General features: G+C 62.0%; 15 protein-coding genes. 3 read left to right on the top strand and 12 right to left on the bottom strand.

Going from position 1 to position 19,548, the window contains the following annotated elements; translation table 11 throughout:
* Positions 1 to 8: 8 nt before the first annotated feature.
* The gene (locus tag HTIA_RS12795) at positions 9 to 3,617 is read right to left on the bottom strand and encodes an MMPL family transporter (RefSeq protein ID WP_020936434.1); all 3,609 of its coding nucleotides are present in this window, start codon (positions 3,615 to 3,617) and stop codon (positions 9 to 11) included.
* 217 nt (positions 3,618 to 3,834) lie between these two features.
* Between HTIA_RS12795 and HTIA_RS12790 the strand changes: the two genes are divergently transcribed.
* A complete protein-coding gene (locus tag HTIA_RS12790) occupies positions 3,835 to 4,650 on the top strand; it encodes a polyprenyl synthetase family protein (RefSeq protein ID WP_020936433.1) in 816 nt (271 codons plus the stop codon).
* Here HTIA_RS12790 and HTIA_RS12785 read toward each other — a convergent pair.
* Entirely contained in the window at positions 4,621 to 5,961 is a 1,341-nt protein-coding gene (locus HTIA_RS12785; RefSeq protein ID WP_008524214.1) for an ISH6 family transposase, read from the bottom strand. The genes HTIA_RS12790 and HTIA_RS12785 overlap by 30 nt on opposite strands.
* Positions 5,962 to 6,268: 307 nt before the next feature.
* Here HTIA_RS12785 and HTIA_RS12780 point away from each other — a divergent pair, with 307 nt between their 5' ends.
* Positions 6,269 to 6,880, top strand: a complete 612-nt coding sequence (locus HTIA_RS12780; protein ID WP_008528082.1) for a TetR/AcrR family transcriptional regulator — start codon at positions 6,269 to 6,271, stop codon at positions 6,878 to 6,880.
* Between the two features lie 7 nt (positions 6,881 to 6,887).
* Here HTIA_RS12780 and leuS read toward each other — a convergent pair whose 3' ends face one another.
* Entirely contained in the window at positions 6,888 to 9,581 is a 2,694-nt protein-coding gene (gene leuS, locus HTIA_RS12775; protein ID WP_008528081.1) for a leucine--tRNA ligase, read from the bottom strand.
* Between the two features lie 109 nt (positions 9,582 to 9,690).
* Between leuS and HTIA_RS12770 the strand changes: the two genes are divergently transcribed.
* Positions 9,691 to 10,473: an MBL fold metallo-hydrolase gene (locus tag HTIA_RS12770; RefSeq protein WP_008528078.1), complete on the top strand. Its 783-nt coding sequence runs from the start codon at positions 9,691 to 9,693 to the stop codon at positions 10,471 to 10,473.
* A 16-nt stretch (positions 10,474 to 10,489) separates the two neighbouring features.
* Here HTIA_RS12770 and HTIA_RS12765 read toward each other — a convergent pair whose 3' ends face one another.
* The 9 genes from HTIA_RS12765 to HTIA_RS16450 all read right to left on the bottom strand — a co-directional run bounded on the left by HTIA_RS12765 (position 10,490) and on the right by HTIA_RS16450 (position 19,370).
* Positions 10,490 to 10,894 carry a PPOX class F420-dependent oxidoreductase gene (locus HTIA_RS12765; protein WP_008528077.1) on the bottom strand — a complete coding sequence of 135 codons (405 nt, stop codon included), beginning with the start codon at positions 10,892 to 10,894 and terminating at the stop codon, positions 10,490 to 10,492.
* A 63-nt stretch (positions 10,895 to 10,957) separates the two neighbouring features.
* Positions 10,958 to 12,118 carry a sensor histidine kinase gene (locus HTIA_RS12760; RefSeq protein ID WP_008528076.1) on the bottom strand — a complete coding sequence of 387 codons (1,161 nt, stop codon included), beginning with the start codon at positions 12,116 to 12,118 and terminating at the stop codon, positions 10,958 to 10,960.
* Positions 12,119 to 12,191: 73 nt separating this feature from the next.
* Entirely contained in the window at positions 12,192 to 13,259 is a 1,068-nt protein-coding gene (locus HTIA_RS12755) for an mRNA surveillance protein pelota (RefSeq protein ID WP_008528075.1), read from the bottom strand.
* A gap of 90 nt (positions 13,260 to 13,349) precedes the next feature.
* Positions 13,350 to 14,192: a carotenoid biosynthesis protein gene (locus tag HTIA_RS12750; RefSeq protein WP_008528074.1), complete on the bottom strand. Its 843-nt coding sequence runs from the start codon at positions 14,190 to 14,192 to the stop codon at positions 13,350 to 13,352.
* A gap of 49 nt (positions 14,193 to 14,241) precedes the next feature.
* Positions 14,242 to 16,365 carry a ribosome rescue protein RqcH gene (rqcH, locus tag HTIA_RS12745; RefSeq protein WP_008528073.1) on the bottom strand — a complete coding sequence of 708 codons (2,124 nt, stop codon included), beginning with the start codon at positions 16,363 to 16,365 and terminating at the stop codon, positions 14,242 to 14,244.
* A gap of 130 nt (positions 16,366 to 16,495) precedes the next feature.
* Positions 16,496 to 16,723 carry a hypothetical protein gene (locus HTIA_RS12740; protein WP_020936432.1) on the bottom strand — a complete coding sequence of 76 codons (228 nt, stop codon included), beginning with the start codon at positions 16,721 to 16,723 and terminating at the stop codon, positions 16,496 to 16,498.
* Positions 16,724 to 16,827: 104 nt separating this feature from the next.
* Positions 16,828 to 17,934, bottom strand: coding sequence for an outer membrane protein assembly factor BamB family protein (locus HTIA_RS15970; RefSeq protein ID WP_080503705.1), 1,107 nt, complete (start codon positions 17,932 to 17,934; stop codon positions 16,828 to 16,830).
* 89 nt (positions 17,935 to 18,023) lie between these two features.
* Positions 18,024 to 18,812 carry a hypothetical protein gene (locus tag HTIA_RS16455; RefSeq protein ID WP_148290965.1) on the bottom strand — a complete coding sequence of 263 codons (789 nt, stop codon included), beginning with the start codon at positions 18,810 to 18,812 and terminating at the stop codon, positions 18,024 to 18,026.
* 12 nt (positions 18,813 to 18,824) lie between these two features.
* Complete coding sequence (locus HTIA_RS16450; protein ID WP_148290964.1) at positions 18,825 to 19,370, bottom strand: hypothetical protein; 546 nt, start codon at positions 19,368 to 19,370, stop codon at positions 18,825 to 18,827.
* Between the last annotated feature and the right edge of the window lie 178 nt (positions 19,371 to 19,548).

Genomic DNA, 19,548 nt, shown 5'->3' with positions numbered 1-19,548 from the left:
CTCGGTGGTCACTGTTCGTCAGTGTCGACCCACAGTTCACAGATTCGCTCGAAGGCGTCTGCCGAAAGCTGCCCAGTCGCGACGTGATCGGCGGCCACCTGGAGGTCTTCGTCGGTGACTTCTCCCGCCGCAAGTACGCGATCGACGACGTCCGTCACGACCGTGACTGACGCCGCCCCGTCGATCGAGACGGCCTCGTCGGCGAGAACGCGCCCATCGAACGAAAGCGTCGTCCCGTCGGCTGTCTCCGGGTCGACAGCCGCATCGTACTCGAGGACGATCCGGTCGGTGACGTCTTCGAAGACCGCCACTACCGTCGAGCCGTGAGCGACGTATTCAGTCGGCTCTGGCGTCACGGCGTAGATCGTGAGCTCCGCGTCGGGCACTCGCTCTCTGAGTGCGAGTCGCTCCGGCGGGTTCTCGACGGCGACCGTCACGGCGACGACACCGCCCGGCGCGACGTGGCTGGGTGCGAGGTCACGTTCGACGCGGGGCTTTACGGCGTCAGTAGCCCCCGCTGGCCCGTCGTCGCCGTCCTCGTCGGAAGACCCACCCGACCCGTCGTCGAACGCGTCTTCGGGGCCGAACAGCCGGGTCCAGACGACCAGCAGGCTCGGGAGGACGAGCACGCTCGCGAGGAACGCGTAGATGATCGTCAGCCCGGTGATCAGCCCGAACTGCTTCAGCGGCGGCAGGATGGCGAAGACGAGGACGCCGAAGCCGCCGACGGTCGTCGCGGCGCTCCCGAGTAGGGCACCGCCGGTTCCCGTCACCGCCCGATCCAATGCTTCCCAGGCTGACCCGGACTGTTCGAGTTCCTGGTTGTACCGCTCGCTGAGGTGAATGCTGTAGGCGACCCCGAGTCCGACAGTCAGGCTCGTGATCATCCCCGTCATCACGTTGAACGGGATGTCGAAGGCGTACATCGTCCCCAGGATCCACGCCACGCTGAGGACGACGGGCAACAGCGTCACGAACCCGAGGGTCGCACTGTCATCGCTGATCCGGTAGACGACCATCAGGAACGCGAAGACGGCCACGAGCGTGATCAGCAGGCTCTGGATGACCGTCTCGAGCAGCTGGTCCTGGACGATCTCGAAGATGATCGTCTGGCCCGTGGCACTCGCCTCGAGACCGCCACCGTCGATGGAGTCTGCCACCGAGCGCATCTGTTCGGTCACGTCCGAACTCGACGCCGACCCTTGGATCGAGACGACGATTCTGGCGGCCGCGTAATCTCCCCCATCCCGGTAGAGGACAGACTGGGCCTGCTGGGGGGCAGCCTCGTAGAGCGCGTCGTAGACGCCGGCGACGTTCTCGTCGGGGACGCCGTCCCCGTTGGTGTCCGCCGCGGCGAGCGTCGCGTTGAACGTCTCGTTTTCGGCCGCCACAGTCGAGATGACCGACAGCGGCGACTGGACGTCGGGTTCGCCGCCAGGGAGCTTCTGAGTGACGTCCGTCTCGCGGATCGTCTCTCTGGCCTCGGCCAGGTTGGCAATTCCGTCAGCCGTGGCGACGTCACCGCGTATCAGCAACTGCGCCTGGGAGTCCTCCCGGACGAAGCGTTCGTTGACGTACTCGAGGTTGCTCTTTGCGGTGTACTCCCCGGGCTTGAACGGTTCGGGGAGGTCCTCCATCCACCCGGGCGGGTCCTCCGCGAGGAAGTCCTCCTGGGCGAAACTGGTGTCGACCTGTGACCCACCGTAAGCCCCGCCGATCGACAACAGGAGTGCGAGGGCGATGATGACGTACGGCGCTTTACGCGCCCCGATCGAGCCGACTTTGAGTGCCTGACTCAGACGCCCGCCGCCAGTCCCGATCGCTCGCTTGTGCCGGTCGATCCCGTGTCCTTCGAGGAACTCGTCGAGTTCGACCTTCAGCGCCGGGATCAACACGCCGAAGATCAAAAGCGCCGCGACGATCCCGACGGCGCTGACGATCCCGAACTCCCGGATCGGCGGGACCGGACTCGTCAGATTCGAGAGGAAGCCGATGACCGTCGTCGCCGTCACCAGCGTGAGCGCGACGCCGACGCCGCCGAGGGCGACCCGCATCGCCTCACGCGGGCCACGGTCCCCGTCGGAACGTCGCTCGCGATGGCGCATGAAGATGTGGATCGCGTAGTCGATCGAGAGCCCGATCAACAACACGGGCACGGCGATGAAGATCTGGTTGAAGCTGATGTCCGTCCAGCCCATGAACCCGAACGTCCAGACCAGGACGGCACCGATACCGAACAGGCCGAGGACGATGTCGAGGATGTCCCGGTATCCGATCGCCAGCGCAGCCAGGACGAACAGCAGCGCCAGCGGTCCGACGATCAACATGCTGTCGGTCATCGAGCGGTTGATCTCGTCAGTGATCAGCCCGCTGCCGAACACCAGGTACTCGCCGTCGAAGGACTCACCCAGATTCTGCATCGCGAGCTGGGAGTCGACGATCCGATCGGAGACGGTGCCGCCCGGTGCGACGGCTTCGTCAGTCTGCTGGGTGACCAGCAGCATCGTCGCCTTGGCGGACGTCGATCCGCGTTCGTACTCGCTGGACATGAGCCCGAGGACGCGGTTGCCCCCACCGTTGTCGCCGTCGCCGAGGACGAGTGCAATCGTCGCCTCGAGTTGGCTCTCGTTCATCGACGCGAGTTGGTCGATCTGCTCGTCGAGACCGATCGCAGAGACGTTCTCAAGGGCCGCCCGCTGGTCCTGTAACTGTCCTCCGAGTGCTTCGAGGCGCTGGCCCTGCTCCTGAAGCGTTGCCGCCTGCTCTTGCAGCGCCGCCCCGCGTTCCTGTAGGGCCGCTCCCCAGGCTTCGAGGGACTGCTGGCGTTCCATCAGCGCCTGATACTCCGCCGAGAGGACGCCTTGCGTCCCGAGTTCGTAGGCTGCCTGAACCGACTCCTGGTCGGTCGCGTTTCGGAGGTTCTTGGCAGCTGTTTGGAACGTCGCGTAGTGGGACTCGTTGAGTTCGACCGCCGCGCTTTGGGCGACCGTATCGAACTCCTCGCGGATGCTCGCCGACGGATCCGTACGGAGCGCGGTGAGCGCCTGCTGGAGGCTTTCGGCCGTCGCGTTCAGTTCGTTCGCTCGTGTGGCGAGTGCCTCACGCGTCTGGTTGAACTCCGTCCGGTTTTCCTGGAGTGCGGCGCGTTCTGCTTCGAGTTGGCTCCGCTGCTCCTGGACGGTCGCGTTTAGCTGTCGGAATTCGGCGAGCGTGGCCTGTAACGCCGCGCCACGCTCCTGTTGGATCGCCGCCGTCGCGATCGCGTTTGCGACGCCAGTCGTCGGCCGGTCGGCGGCGAGCGTCCCATTGATCGTTTCGTTGTCCCTGAGTGCCTGCTGATACTCTAACGTCTCGATCAGTGTCTCGTTACTGAGAACGTTCTCGCCGCGGACGATGATCTGTGCGGTCGTCGTATTGTCCGATCCGGTCGAGAAATGCTGGTCGATGTAATCGAGGTCTTCAGCCTCCGGCGTGTCCGATTGGAACTGATCGAGCGAGGAGGTCTGCTCGACCTGAGCAGCCCCCGCGCCGACGAGCACGGTCACGACCAGCATGACCGCGATAGCGGCCTTGCTGTAGTCAGTGATCGCGTCGACGACCCTGTCGGTCAGACTCATCGCGTCCCTCCTGGAGCGGATGCAAAACCGGTCATTCTGGTACCGATTGTCCGGGCGAGGCAGTTATAGGCTTTCCGGAATTTACTGAATGTTCGTTCAAATACTGCCGGTTCGATCGTCCTGGCTACCCCAGACCGGCCCACAAACTCGAAGGGCCGATCGTCGTCTCCAACCCTAATCCAAAGATTGATTGTTGACTAACTGTTCAGTAACCCGCATGGGGAGCGACACGCCAGTGGGTTCGACGATACTGTCCGATCCGCTCGATCCGGACGCGATCGGCGAGGCGATCGAAGCGCGCCTCCGGTCGCGGCTCTCGAGTGCGCCCGAGACGCTCACAGCGGACGTCCCCGTAATGTTGTCAGGGCGTCCGCGCGTTCGCGGGCAGTGGCTCGTCATCGGCGCACAGACCGGCGCGGCCGAGAGAGACACCGTCGACGTCCTCCCGGCGGCGACGAGCGTCGAACTGCTCCACACACAGGCGCTGGCTAACGCACGGGCAACAGACGCCACGGAGTGTGACATTCGTGACGCCGCGTTGCTCACGAGCGACTATCTCCACTCGCTCGCGTACGCGACGCTGGGGGCAGTCGACGACGTCTCCGTCTTGGAGGCTTGCTTCGACTCGCTTTCGAGTGCGAGTCAGCGACTCGCCTCGCTGTGGACGAACGTGGAGGAAACGCGACCCGGCGACTCGGACGATCCGGTTCCTATTGGCCCGGTCGTGATGGGGGCGGCGGGCGATCTGGCCGGATTACTCGGGGACAACGACCCGGACGGTCGAGCAGCGCTCCGAAAGGCGGGGGCTGCCCTCGGAATCGTCCGCTGGACGGCGGACAGGTCGTCACTGGACGCAGGGTCGGCAGCGGTGATCGCCGAGGCGGTTCCCGTCGAGTGGTCGCCGGCCGACGTCCAGTCTCTCGGAGCGGACGGAATCAACGCACTTCTCGAACCGTTGGCCGAGAATCCGGCGACCGAAACGTTGGTCGTGTCGCAAAGCGGTCTAGAGTTTGCCTCTGGTACTCTCAATTGAGAGGTCACAGCTCATTGCTGTTTTGGTCGATCGCTGGAGCAGTTCATCAAGGAACGCCTGGTAGTGCTCTGGATCAGCGTACTTCACCAGCCGAAGCTGGAGTATCGCCTCTAATCCCTCCGTTGTCCAGCGCATCCACTGGTTCTTGCATCGCTTGCTGACTTCGCCCATCAGCCGTTCGACGGGGTTCGAGGTCCACGGCACCTCGAACCCCTCGACAGCCTGCTCGGCAAACGTCACGATCGACGGCACCCACCGCCGAAGATACCCCGCAGCCTTCTCTGACCCGTACTGATCCAACTGCCACGCTGTCTTCTCGATACGCTCGGTCGTTCGCGCGATCCGCTCGCGGATCGCCGCGAACTCCTCTTCCGGCCGGTGCTTGGCGACCGAATTCTTCAGATGGAACACCTCGTCGATCACCTCCGAGACGATCTCGTTTCGTCGATCCAAGGAGAACACGCCGTCGTCCCAGAGGTTGTAGTCCAGTGTTCGGCCGACGTGGACGAGATCAAGTTGGTGATTGCGATTTTCGTCGGTAAAGGCCGTGACCATACCCTCCTCAGCGTCACTGACGACCGTCGCGTCGTCAGTGACTGCGTCGATGTCGTCGAGGTCGGCGGCTGTCTCGTCCCAGTCAGCGTTGACCGAGAGATCCAGCAGGGAGCGGGACTCCTCGGCAGTATCTTTGCCGAGCGTGGCTTGGACGGAGTGGTACGAGCGGTCGTCGTCTTGACTGTGACACTTCGTGGCGTCAGGAATAACCGCATCAGCGTCTGTGTCAGCGACACAGTCTGGAAGGAACTGTTTGAGCTTGCTGCCGTATTCTCTGGCGCGGCGGTTGATCGTGGTCGGCGACGGCATCTCCGAGAGGATGCCGTCGCCGTGGTCAGCGGCGTCACGATAGCTGAGCGAGGTAGCGAGATCGACGCTCTTGGCCGCAATGTCCTGCTGATAACGGTTTTCTCCGTCGAAGCTAAGAACATCTTCGACGGGGCGGAAGTAGCTGGGTTCGTCGTGGTCAGCGGCGGTATCTTCGACGTAGTGAAGGTCGAATTCGTGCTCACCGGCGGTTGTGACGGCCGTGCGGGTATCGGTACCGGCGCGTTGGTAGCGCTGGTCACCGTTGCCGTGGGCGTGTTTTTCACCACAGAGCGCCTCGACGCGAGCCGCGTCGAGGCTCTCGACGAGTCCTTCGAGAAGAACTGATTCGATGTTCTGATCGGTGATGAACTCGGCAAGCGTGGCCAGCGGTATCGTTTTGTCGTCGTCGATGCTAACGGTCAACCGCACGTCGATTGTGGCGTGCATGGGGCACCTCTCGGAGTGGACACCAGAGGCGTCCCCTTCCTCAGGGGAGTCAGTTACTGAACTCTAGAGGACTTTGCGACACGACCGAAACGTTACAGTCGTTCGCCGAGAGGCTGTTCGAAGACGCTGTCGATCGCCACCCGGTGATCCATGAATAAGCGTCCGCCGCGCGGAACTACTGTTCACGCGAGCGTGCATCGTTTACCCGGTGACAGGGACGCCACACCGTCGTGTGGCTGGGAACGAAACACCGCCGGGCCAGCCAGTGGCGACCGGCATTGGCCGCTCCGTCAGACATTGATCCACGATGACTGAGTGGTTCGAGACGACAGAGACGACGGAGGAAGCGATCATGGCGGCGACCTACCGGGCACTCCGTGCCCACGGCTACGCCGGGACGACGATCTCCCGGATCGGCGAGGAGTTCGAGAAGAGTCAGTCGCTGCTTTACTACCACTACGACGACAAGGACGACTTGCTCGCGGACTTCCTGTCCTATCTCCTCGATCGACTCGAGGCGGACTTGCGAGCGACGACAGTGACGGAACCGCGAGAACGGCTCGAGGCGCTGCTCGACAAACTCGCCCCCGTCGATCCGGACGTGGAACGCCGACAGTTCTTCCAGGCGTTACTGGAGATGCGCGCCCAGACGCCGCATCAACCCGTCTACCGCGAGCAGTTCGAACGCTCGGACGCCCTCATCGTAGATGATATTACAGCAACGATCGAGGCAGGCATCGAGGAGGGCGTCTTCGAAACCGTCGCGGCCGAGCAGACGGCCGAGTACATCTATTCGACGCTGTACGGCGCGCTCGATCGATGTGTCACATTAGGCCAGTGGGACTCGCTTGCACAGACTCGACGGGAACTCGATCGCTACATCGAGACTCGTCTGTTGACCGTTGAGGCGTCGGAATAACAGCTACTCACCCGATGTGGATCGCGGGTTTGCCGGGTTCGGCTCGCTCGGCCAGTTCGTCGTCGGATATCTCCTCGGCAGTGTGGACGCTGACTGGTGCCTCGAACTCCTCACGGAGGAGCCACCCCGCCCGTTCGAGGATGGAGCGCTCTTCAGCCGGTTCCAGGACTGGTTCCAGCGACCGGCGACGTTCCTCCAGGTCGGCGAGGTACGGCCCGGCCGCGTCCCGGTGATCGGCGACGCGGTCGTCCTCGAGGGCCTGACTCACGACCGCCCCCTCTGGATCGGCCTGTCGAACTGTTTCGTAAGCGCGATACTTCCACGCCGGGGCGACGACGAGCGTAATCTCGCCGGGATCGTCGATTCCGGCGACCTCACAGATGTCCCGGACGTCCGCCCGGGTCGTCTCGATCAACGAGCGCTCGATCCGGTAGTCACCGACCGTCGCCGCCGGCTCGGGCCAGTCGGCCTCGACGGCCAGGCCGTCACACCGAAGCCGGTTCCAGAGTTCCTCGGCCAGGTACGGCGTGATCGGCACGATCAGTGCGGTGATCGTCTCGAGCCCGCGACGATAGACGGTATCGTGGACCGGTCCCGCCTCGGCGTACTGCCCGAGGACGCCCGCGAGTGAACGAATCTCGGAGATCGCGCGGTGAAACCGGAACGCCTCGAACTCCGCGGTCGTGGCGGCGATCGTTCGGTCGATCTCCCGGTCGAGGTAGTCGTCTCTGGGCTCGCGTTCACTCCTGTCTGTCTCGCGCTCGGTGAAGGCCTGCACCATCCCGTAGAGCTGTTGCTGGAGATCGTATGCCGAACTCACGTCCTTGGCGGTCCACTCGAAGTCCTGGCGCGGGTGAGCGGCTCCGAGGACGAACAGCCGTGTCGTCTCCGGGCCGTACTCGTGGGGTGTGATGACGTTGCCCTTCGCTGTCGACATCTTCTCGCCGCCGTGTAGCACCGTCCCCTGGTTGACGAGTCGCTCGACTGGCTCGCGCGCCTCGAGGACGCCGAGATCGGCCAGGACGCGCGCGAAAAACCGGATGTAAAGCAGGTGGAGGACGGCGTGTTCCTCGCCGCCGACGTAGACGTCGACAGGGAGCCACTCGCCAGCCTGGTCTGTGTCGAACGGTGCGTCCCTCGCCACGGCCGAGAGGAATCGCAGGTAGTACCACGACGAGTCGACGAACGTGTCCATCGTGTCGGTCTCCCGGCGGGCGTCCGCGCCACACTCGGGACACGTCGTCTCGACGAACTCGTCGTTCTCGGCCAGCGGGTTCCCGGCCGTCGGTTCGTACTCGGGGAGCTCGACCGGCAGTTTCGCCTCGGGAACCAGAACAGGGCCACACTCCTCGCAGTGGACGACCGGGATCGGCGTCCCCCAGTAGCGCTGGCGGGAGATGAGCCAATCACGCAGCCGGTAGGTGACCGACGATTCGGCACACGCGAGGTCGGCGAGCAACCGCTCGCGGGCCGTTTCGGCATCGAGTCCGTCGTAGTCGTCGCTGTTTTCGAGTGTGCCACCACCGGTGTACGCACTCGACGTGACGTCGTGTTCCTCGGCGTCTGCAGGTTTCACCACCGCCTCGATCGGGAGGTCGTGTTCGCTCGCGAAGGCGTGATCGCGCTCGTTGTGTGCGGGCACGCCCATGACGGCCCCAGTTCCGACGTCGTCGAGGACGTACTCGGCGACGTAGATCGGGAGTTCCTCGCCGGTCAGCGGATGGATCGCGTGGACGCCGGTGTCGACGCCACTGGCTGTCGACCGTCGCTTTTCGTCCGATCGGCCGCGCGCGCCGTCGAGATATGCCGCGACGGCGTCGACGTCGTCGGCCAGCTCCCGGGCGAGGTCGTGGCCCGGCGAGACCGCGAGGAAGGTCGCGCCGTAGATCGTGTCCAGTCGAGTCGTGAAGGCGTCGACGTTGCCGTAGTTCGGGATCTCGAAGGTGACGCCTGCGCCCTCCTGCTTGCCGATCCAGTTGCGCTGGATCTCCCGGACGCTCTCGGGCCACCCGTCCAGGTCCTCGAGACCGTCGAGTAACTCCTCGGCGTAGTCGGTGATGGTGAAGAACCACTGATCGAGTTCACGGGTCTCGACGGGCGTCTCACACCGCCAGCAGACGCCCTGGCTCGATGCGGGAGTGTCGTGGTCGTGTCCAGTCGTGTCCGCGTCGTCAGGAACTGATTCGACCTGGGCGTCGGCCAGCACCGTCTCGCAGTTGGGACACCAGTTGACGGCGGCGGCCTCGTACTCCACGAGGCCCTCCTCGTAAAACTGCTCGAAGAACCATTGATTCCACTGGTAGTACTCGGGGTCGCTGGTCGTGAATTCCCGACTCCAGTCGTACCCGAAACCCATCGCGTCCATCTCCTCGCGCATGTCCTCGATGCACGTTTCCGTCCAGGACTGTGGGTCAGTGAGTTGGCGTTCGGCGGCGTTTTCGGCGGGGAGTCCGAACGCGTCCCACCCCATCGGCTGGAGCACGTCGTCGCCACGCATCCGCCGATACCGGGCGTACGCGTCGGTGATCGCGTAATTGCGGACGTGGCCCATGTGGAGATTCCCCGACGTGTACGGGAACATCCCAAGGACGTACGTCGGATCCGCGGCGTCGTCCGGACACGAGTAGACGTCGGCCCGATCCCACTCGAACTGCCAGTACTCCTGGACTGCCTGGGACGAATACCGATCTCGATGGGACATTACTTGGGCCGTACTTACCGGAGTCAGAACAAAAACCTGCGGGAGGGTCGCGGCCGATGTCGGGACTCCCGAAGAAGGTTTTTGCCCCCCGGAGAACACACACCGCTCTATGCGACTGACGTTCCTGGGCACCGGCAGCGCCATGCCGACCGGTGAGCGCAATCAGACCGGATTGCTGCTCGAAAATACTGAAGACAGATTGCTGCTCGAAAATACTGAAGACAGATTGCTGCTCGACTGCGGGAGCGGCGTCCTCGACGCGCTTTCGGCGACCGAACCCGGCTACACCAAGCTCGACGCCGTTATCCTCACTCACCACCATCTCGATCACGTCGCCGACCTGCTTCCCCTCCTGAAAGCCCGCTGGCTGTCGGACGCGCCTCGGATCAGCATCGCCGGACCGCCCGGAACCGAAGCCCTGCTCGACGAACTACTCGACGTCCACGTCTATCTCCGAAAACACGTCGATCCGGACGTCACCGACATCGAGGCCGGTGAGACGACCCTCGCCGGGTTCGACGTGGCGGCGGGGGAGACACGACACTCGATGGCCGGTTTCGGGTACCGACTCTCGCCGGCCGGGACGGACGAGCCAGCGATCGTCTTCAGCGGCGATACGGCGGCGTCCCCGGGAATTCTCTCGATGGCCGACGGGGCCGACGTGCTGGTCCACGACTGCTCGTTCCCCGACGACGTCGAGACCGACAATCATGCGACGCCTGCCTCGCTCGGGAACGCGCTCGCCGACGCAGACGCCGATGTCGGGGCGCTCTATCTTACACACCTCTATCCGCATACGGACGGCCATCACGAGGAGATGATCGCGTCGGTTCGCGAGCACTACGACGGCAAGGTCGCCGTGGCTAGCGACGGGCTGACCGTCGAGTTGTAGGCCCCAGGACCGAGGGTTACTCCACGTCGCCAGTGATCACGTCGTCGGGCCTGATCCGGAGGTTGACCCGCTCGGTCTCGATCGGTGTCGGGTACTCGTCCTCGCCCAGGTACCGCTGTGCGAGGGCGTCGATGTGTTCGCGCGCGCCGTCGGTCGTCGTCGCGTCGACTTCTCCGGTCACCGACAGAAACCGATAGGGGTTGTCCGGGTCGGTCATGCTCACCGAGACCGTGGGGTCGCGGGCCACGTTTCGCTCCTTGCGTCGTCCACGTTCGGTGTTGACCAGAATTCGGTCGGCCTCGGCATCGTAGTCGATCCAGACCGGCGTCGTGTGTGGCTCTCCCGCGGGAGTCATCGTCGTCAGGTGGGCGAACGTCTGCTTCTCGAAGAGATCGTGAAACGTCTCGGGGATGGCTGGCATATCTGTGTAGTATGGTGCCCGGAGAATAATACTACCGCCCGGCTGAACGGAACTGCACACTTCTCAGGCGCGGTCGAGGACGACCCGGAAGTCGGCCCCACCAGACCCGCTCTCTCGGAGTTCGACCGTCCCGCCGTAGGATTCGGTCAGCGCCCGCACGAACCCGAGTCCGAGGCCGGTCCCGTCACTTTCCGGTCCCTTTCGACCCATCTCGAAGATTTCGTCGCGGACCTCCTCGGCAACGCCATCCCCGTCGTCCGCGAAGCCGACGACGACCGTCCCCGGATCCGGCTGTTCGGGATAGATCGAGACCGTCACTGGGTCGTCGTTGTGAATCGCCGCGTTCGAGAGGATGTTCGTGAACACCGAATCGAGGAGGTCGCCGCCGTAGACCTGATACTCGAAGTCTCCTGGATCGAACTCGACCACGAGATCGTCGTACTGCGTATCGACCCCCTCGACAGTCTCTTCGAGTTCGCGCCGGAGGGGCTTGGGTTCCGGTTCGTCGGCCTCCTCCAGCGTGGAGACGAGATCGCCGACGCGTTCGACCAGATCAGCGGCGTCCTCGGCCGCGCGCTGGATGCGTTCGACGTACTCCACCGTGTCGTCGTCCTCGACGTTGTCAGCCACGAAGTCGGTGAATCCGGTGATGACCTGGAGATCGTTTCCGAGATCGTGTCGGAGCAGTCGGTCGTACAGTTCGATCATCTCCTTGCGCGTCTCGAGGTCCTGTCGGGCGCGTTCGAGTTCCTCGCGCGATCGAATGTTACTGATCGCCGTCGCTGCGTGTGAAGCCAGTATCTCGAGGGGTTCGGCGTGCTCTGCGCCGATCTCGTCGGTAGATGTCGCTCGTGTGACCAGGACGACGATGACCTCGTCGACGATACTCGCCGGAACCGCGAGCGTGGCAGTCACGTCTGAGTTATCGGTAGCGCCGGCCGCTGGGCCAGTCTGACGGACCGTCTCGCCGGTTTCGATGGCCCGACTCACGACGTCGGTCGCCGTCTCCTCGGGATCGAGGTTCGGGTTCGTACTGTCGGCGATCTCCGGGTCACCGTTGCGGACCTCTACGAACGTCGCGTAGGGAAAGTCAAACAGTAGTGACACCGCTTCCAGCGTGAGCGAGACGACCTCGTCGACGCTTTCACAGCTGTTGAGCGCTTGCCCGTACCGGTTCAGATCGGCGACCTGGCTGGCGAAATCTGGCTGTTTCTCGAAGGACATCTACAGTGAGTATACTCCGTCCCATGAACATCATACCCACATCAAAAAACCGTTTTGGAAAGTGCATTGACAGTCACTCGAGGCGGTAGCGCAACAGCGCGGCGATTCCGCCGAGGTTCGAAAGTTGCTGACCGGGGTCGAACTCGCGTGAAAATACCGTTACGTCGCCGCCCTGCTGTTCGGTCCGCTCGATGACGCGATCGACGTCGATGTCCCACTGGTCGCCCTCGTCACGTGCCCGCCGGAGCGGTTCGTCCAGAACGAGCAAGTGCTCGATTGCGCCGTACTCGGCCGCTTCGGCCACCGAATTCGGACCGTAGGATACTTTCGCGCCCGTCGCGATCCGTTCCATCAACTCGTCGATCAGCGTCGCCTCCTCGGCGATGCGAGTCTCTTCCTGGACGTCCTCGACCGCGCCACGTTTGAGCACTTCGTGGACGCCCCGATCGCCGACAGCGCTGGTATCGACCGTTCGGATCGAGTCGGCCACGTCCGGGGCCTCGTCCTGGATGTACTCCAGGGCGTCCTGTTTGGTGAACCCCGGCCCGGCGAGGATGATCGCGTCGGCGTCAGTTCGCTTCAGGACCTCCGTGAGTTCCCCGAACAACTCCTCGCGCGGACGGGCGTACTCCCCCTTCCCGGTCGGCCCCGAGATCGAGGCGCGTTCCTCGGTCCCGTACTGGGCGACCGTGTGGACGTAGGCCTGGCCCTCCTCGACGGTGACAATCGCCACGTCGGGGACGTCGGTCGCCTCGACCGCCTCCTCGATCCGATCCAGCTGGTCGGGCTTCCAGTCCTTCTCGACATCGATTTCGTCGTGTTGCTCGACGTTGATCGTGTGATGCTGCCCGAGTTGGTCCTCCCGCGAGCAGTCGGCGATCACGCCGCTGACCCGGAGGCGATCGGCGAACCGGGCGAACTCGATGTCGTCGACCTCGAGGGCCGCCCAGATGTGTTCTCGCTCGCCACCCGTGTCCCGCATCTGGTCGTCGTTGCGCTGGATACGTCGGGTCGTATCGCCAGCGACCCGATCGCCCGGCTCGATCACGTAGGTGAGATGCCAGAGGTCGTCGAGGCTCTCGGGGACGAGCGTCAGGCGCTCGCGCCCGCCCTCGACGCGCTCCCGCTCGGCGATGCGCATGTACTCGGGTCGGCGAGCGTCGAGTAAGTGCCTGCTGGTTCGTCATGCAACGCTGTGCCTGGCCCACCCACAATGACCGGCGATTCTGTATCACGCGTTTCGAAGCCGGTCGAGCGGTTCGGGCGGCAGGTGGACGAGCACGGAGACCGAGAGCATGACGAGGCCCATGGCGATCAGTGGCTGTCCGTACCCGAGCCACAGGGCGACGCCGAGAAAGAACACGTGCGTGACGACAGGAATCGCAGCGATCGGTGTCGGCGGGGCGTGGGGCTGCCAGCCCGCTCGCATCACGATGGCAATCGCCAGCGCCACGGTCCCGGCGGTCCCGACGAGGAGCCCCGCTGTCGGGAACACCAGGACGTCGTACACTGCCAGGGCCACCATCAGCCCACCTGTCGGCACGACGACGCCACCGACGACGGCCGCCCCAGTGGCCATCCGGCTGAGATCCGGCCACTGACGTTCGACGAACCACCACCAGCCCCCGTAGGCGACGGCGACCCAGAACCAGCCAACGAAGTTGCCAAGCGGGACGCCGAACCATTCGCCCCATCGGCCCCATTCCCAGTAGGGGACGCGGATCGCGACGGCGTCGATCGCCAGGTCGACGTGCAATGCGAACAGTGCGACGAACAGCGCGGCCGCGATTCCGGTCAGTCCACCGTTCCGCGCGGTCACATAGCCAGCGTAGAGGACGGATGCCCACAGCAAGCCGATCGCCAGCGGCACATCGGCCAGCGTGACGAGGTACTCCCCGACGGGATAGCTGTAGGCGTCGTAGGCGAGGATCGTCAACTGCTCTAAGAGTAGCCCGTAGGCCAGTCCGGACACGACCATCGTCGTTCGACGTCGGTCGGGCCAGGCGTGGGACAGTGCCAGCCCGAAGATCAGCGCGCCAAAAAGCGTGAACGCGGGGTAGACCCACTCGACCATGACTGTGACAGGATTGCGATACGACAAAAGCTCATCGCTTCCGCCGCACTCACTCCCCGACCATCCGGCTGCCACCCGCCGGCAGGAACTCCTGGATCAAATCCGGGCTGGCGACTTTTCGGACGAAGGTATCGTCGGCGAACCGGCCCTTGAACTCCCGATAGAGTCGCTTGGCGATGTCGTTCTGGGCGTACCGGCCCGGCTCGACCTCGATCGCAGTCTCTGCCTGCCCCGAAATCGCGCTCGGCGGGCCGCCAATCACGCGCGTCTCGGGTTCGCAGGTGATCCCGACGGCCACGCCGACCGGGGTGTCGTCGTAGTAGGTCCGCTCGCCCCGGATGGCGAAACTCCCCTTCTCTAAGTACTCGCCGCTCTCGGGCGTCTTGGTGACCTGATCGTGTTCGACGCAGTAGACGTCACCGGCATATTTCCCGTCCTTCCAGAGCGTCGAGTAGGAGATGGCGAACTGGGCAGCCTCCTCGCGACTGGACTCAGGGATCGAGATGTCGTCCGGCGGGGCCTCGCTCGGTCCGGTCGCCTTCAGGATCGTCGCCGGCGCGCCGTGGGCCTGGGTGTGGAAGAACAGGTCGCCCCGATCGAGGTACTTCTTGACGAGTTCCTCGTTCTGGTCGGCGTTCCGACCGCCGATCACGAGGAAACCATCGCTCGTGTGGAACCACCGGAAGTGTTCGTACCACTCCTCGCTCGTCCGGATAGGGATCGACTCGCGGGCGAGCCAGTCGATGTCCTCCTGGTCGTCCTCGTCGGTGTCTCCGCTCCCGTCGCCACCATCGTTCCCGTCGCTGGCCTCCCACGCCTCGCGCCGTTGTTTGACGGCTTCGAGTTGCTCGCGGGTGTTCTCGATCGCTTCCTTCGCACCGGCCTTCTTGTCCTCGATGCGCTTTGCCTCCTGGTAGAGGCGGTCTGCGTTCTTTTCGACACCGGTATCGGCGTCGAGTTCGATCCGGTGGTCGTCGATCTGCACCGTGACCGTCCCCTCGCTGCCGTCGACGTCGCTGACGGCCTCGGCGGCCGGGATCCCCTGGTCCTTGCCGGCCGAAAGCGTTTCCTCGATCTCCGCCCAGGGAGTGTCGGCCGCTCTGGCGTCCTGGATCGTCGAAAGGACCTCGTCGACGAGGTCGTAGTTCGCATAGAGGAGTTCGGCCTTCTCGCGTTCGGCCGCGGCTTCCTCCTCGAAGTCCTCGATGGCCCCCTCCTGCTGGGCGATGATCCGCTTTTGTTTCTCGATCTCCGCTTCGAAGCCGGGTCGATTCGAACCCGTTTCTTCCTCGTCGGGTTCCTGTTCTAAGCCGAGGAAATACTCCTCGAGGGCGTCGTTGAACGAGTCGAAGGCCTCGCTCGGCTTGTCTTCGTACTCGACCAGCGGCACCGGCGTCACGTCGACGGGCGTCTCCTGGTCGTCGGCCTCGACGTAGAGTCGCGGGTCGAGATCGCCCTCGCGGAGGCGTTCGGAGAGATCGCTGACGGCGTCGTACAGCGCCTCGAACTCCACGTCGGTGGTCTCCTCGATGGCCTGATTGTAGGAAACGCCGGCCCGCGAGCAGAGTTCCTCGCCGTAGAGCCCGCCGAAGTTGAGCTGGGTGGCGAGCGTCCGGACCACGTCGGCGTCTGACTGGCGCATTCGCTCGACGAAAGTCTCGTACTCGACGGTGAGTGGGTTGAACCGTGCCGACGGGAATTCGTATCGCGAGCCCGGCGTGACCGTCCGGGACTGGAGCCGGACGGTCTCCAGAGAATCGATGACGGTGTCGGTCTCGTCGAGGACGGCGAGATTGCCGTCGCCGAACAGCTCGGCGATGATCGTCGTGTGGTCGTCGCTCCGCTCGAAGCGAAGCTGGAGGATGCGGTCGAACTCGAACTGCTCGACACTCGCGAGCTGTGCGCCCTCGAGTCGATTTCGCAGCATCATCGCGAAGTTCGGCGGGCGCTCGGGCGCGTCCGGGACTCGCTCCGGGGCGACCGTGTGCACGCGTTTGGGATCGTCGACTTCGATCAGTAACTCGATCCGACCGAAGTTCGGGCCGCTCAGCTTGAGGCGAAGCAGATCGTCGTCGTAGAGATAGGATTTCTCGTGGTACGCGCCGACGAACGCCCGGAGTTCCCCGGCGAGTGCGGCACAGTCCACGCTGGTGAGTTCCCGCTTGCGGTCCATGCCGGGACTGGTCGGGCGCGCGCCGTAAGCGTGTCGCTCGCGGCCGCTCAGTCGAAACGTTCGACGAGTTCGTGAGTCTTGCCACCGGCAATCAACGCCGAGAAGACGACGTTCGTATCACAGACTATCTTCATTCGCCATCACGGTACCGGGCTGCAATGTCAGCTTTCACGTCCTCGCTCAGTTCGTGGGCGTCTTCTTCGGAAAGTTCACTTCGGGACGCGATCTCGTTGGCGACGTTCAGCCGGGCGAGATATTCCCGCATGGACTGGCGGGCTACTGCACTCCAGTTTATTTCAGGATGTTCGTCGAGAGAGTCCTTCAGGTCGTCGGGGACGCGGATCGTCATGTTTGGCATGGCATTACCACCCGTGCATGCACCTACGCGCACACGCAGTATATGCGTTTTCCCGCCAGCGACGGTTCATGACGTGGGCAGACGCAATTCTCGCATTCGCTTAGTCATCCCCGGAATGCGGTCACATTGATCGCTGCAAGTCGGTTTCCTGCCGGAGCGTATACGTGTTCGTCATCGACTGTGAGCTTCGCAGTCACGTTCGCACCCACCGGGATCGCCCCGATTTCCGCTCCCGAGGCCACATCGAATCCGACGACACGCGGCGGTTTGTCCGGACCGTCCCCGGCCCAGTGACCGATATATACCGTGCCATCGCTCACCGTCGGGTTTGCATACCACTGAGTCCCGTACACTGATCGGCTCCAGTGCTCAGAGCCATCGGCTGGATTAACGGCATAGAGTGTGCTTGGGGCTGCTGTCGGCCCTGACCCGAAAAACAGGCGACCGTCGGCGATTGTCGGAGATGTCGTCGGGCCGTCGACCTCGATGGTGAACGCTTCGTCGCCAGTGTCGCGGTCGAACGCGTGAAGCGTGCCGCCTTCCGTGCCCACAAACACGTGCGAGGAATCGACAGCTGGCGAGTACCGAATGCTGTACCTGGCCTCCTGTGTATCCGTCGTAGCCGTCCACAGGACCTCGCCGCTCGTAGCATCGAGGGCGCTGAATTCCCCGCCGTCAGTGGGCCCAGTCTTCTGATAGAGGACACCATCGGACACGAGCGGCCTGCCATTGGCCACAATATCACTCGCGTCGGCTGATTGGGCTTCCGAAAACGACTGTTGCCAACGGATCTCGCCGTCCTCTAGTGATACTGCACGACTGTCCTCGGAAGTGACAGTATAGACAGTCCCGTCTTCAACCACTGGCGGTGGTAGGGTCCCGCCGGCGGATGGCATCGATCGTTTCCACTCGACTGCGCCTGTAGCCGCATCGAGACAGACTAGATCACCCCATCTCGTTCTGGAAACGAGACGACCGTCCGACATGACAGGGGTGGCCATGAACTCGTTCCAGGGCCGCTGCCAGTCCACCTCGCCGCTGTTGGCATCAAGCGCAAGAACATCTCCTTCAGAGACAGCGACATAGACACGGTCGTCTCCGAGTACGGGTGGTGATGCTATATCATCATTCATACTATCTGTTGTCCAGTCAATCTGCTCGGACCCGCGGCTGAGAACCGAACACCCACTTATCACGGTAGCAAGTGACATCAGGCTGAGCTGGAGGGTGGACCGCCGAGACAGTGGGGACATGATATTTCCTTATACTCCAAAATACAAATGATTTGGGTTATTAATTTCTAAACAACATTAACACCGTTGTACCAGATAAGATTTGGTGTCTCGGTAAAGATATAATCCATGTATTGGTCTACATACATATATTTGCCCTGGGCCTCTGCCTGAATAGTGAAGTCCTTATCGCTATAAGGATCGTCGTAATCAGTATGTTGAATTCCATTACTTTCGATATTGAACTTCACACCAGGACTTTGTTCTTGACTGGTTGCATAGTTATACCATGAAGCACCATCACTTTCTATATCCCAGCTTATATAATCGTACGCCTGGTCGGGCGTATCAGGGTTAGTTTCGTCATCCATAGTTATAGTAGTTCCACCAGACCCGAACTCAATAGATAGTGGTTCCCCAGATGCTGAGATATTGAACGGGCCGATACCGACGCCTATACTCCCTGAAAACGTATAATCGGAGGAAGTGGTATATTCTGGCTCTGGATCGGTGAATCGGACTAGCTTATCTTTATCGCCATCAGGAGTATTAGTCTTCTTGACTTCTACCCGATAATGACTCCCTCTGAACCCAGTATGTGAATCTGTTCCAGATTCAGTAGGATCACGTGGACGGTCCGGTCGCCAAGAACTCCCGGTCCATTCACCAAACCAACTCTGAGTATGCCACCGGTTAATACCACCATTGCTAATTTCGTCATAGCCGTGATCTCCCAAGTCATTCCGACCATGGGTACCAGCTGCGTACCAGTATTGGTCTGTTTTGGTGTGGCCAGCATGTTCCCATTCTAAAACAGGCGCAATTTCAAAACCTTCAATTCCACCAACGTCTTTCATTGGAAATCACCCTTATGGGATGTTTGTTTGATTTTTTTTCATTTGAATTCCATTTGTTGCAGCTTTGTCCGTAGCAGTTACTGAGCCATGACGCTCGACCTTTGAGAGCTTAAACGCGGTTTGAGTCTTTTCAGTTGATAAGCTGTAATATCCGGTAATGCCGTTTGCGGAGGACAGACTTACCGTTATATCTGGTTTATTTTTATATTTATGTACTGTCTTGAAGGTCAGTGGTTGATTATGAGGACTGTGTTCAACCATTTCCTTTGGGGCTGAAGAAATATTTGGGTTATTGAGCTTTAGCTGAATTTTCCGGTCTTGTGTTTTCAAAATTCCCCGAACCCCAACTGGCGTTCGATTGAGTTTGGCTGTCGCGGGTCCAAAGATCTCATGAGTAACCGGATCATAAGTGTGACCAACGAATTTTTTGACACCATTCTTAGCTGCAACTTTGTCTGTTTGGGCAATACCCAATCCCCCTATACTTAAAGCGCCAATTCCCTTTATGAACCTGCGTCGGCTATTCTTTGTGATTGCGGAATTCTCGTATTTTCTCATCGTTTCACACCTACATTTGCCATGAATAGTACACACATATTAACATTAACTAATGATTAGTTTCTCATAACACGGATTCCAGACAAGATACTGGGATATGTGTATTAAACGAATGATGGTCAAGACCTGGCTAATATATAATAAATCTATCTATAGTGTTAGGTAGGATAACATTTAT

It is taken from the genome of Halorhabdus tiamatea SARL4B (assembly GCF_000470655.1).
In the GTDB taxonomy this organism is placed as follows: domain Archaea; phylum Halobacteriota; class Halobacteria; order Halobacteriales; family Haloarculaceae; genus Halorhabdus; species Halorhabdus tiamatea.
Note: the sequence above shows the minus strand (reverse complement) of the source record. Positions and strands in the feature narration are given on the sequence as shown.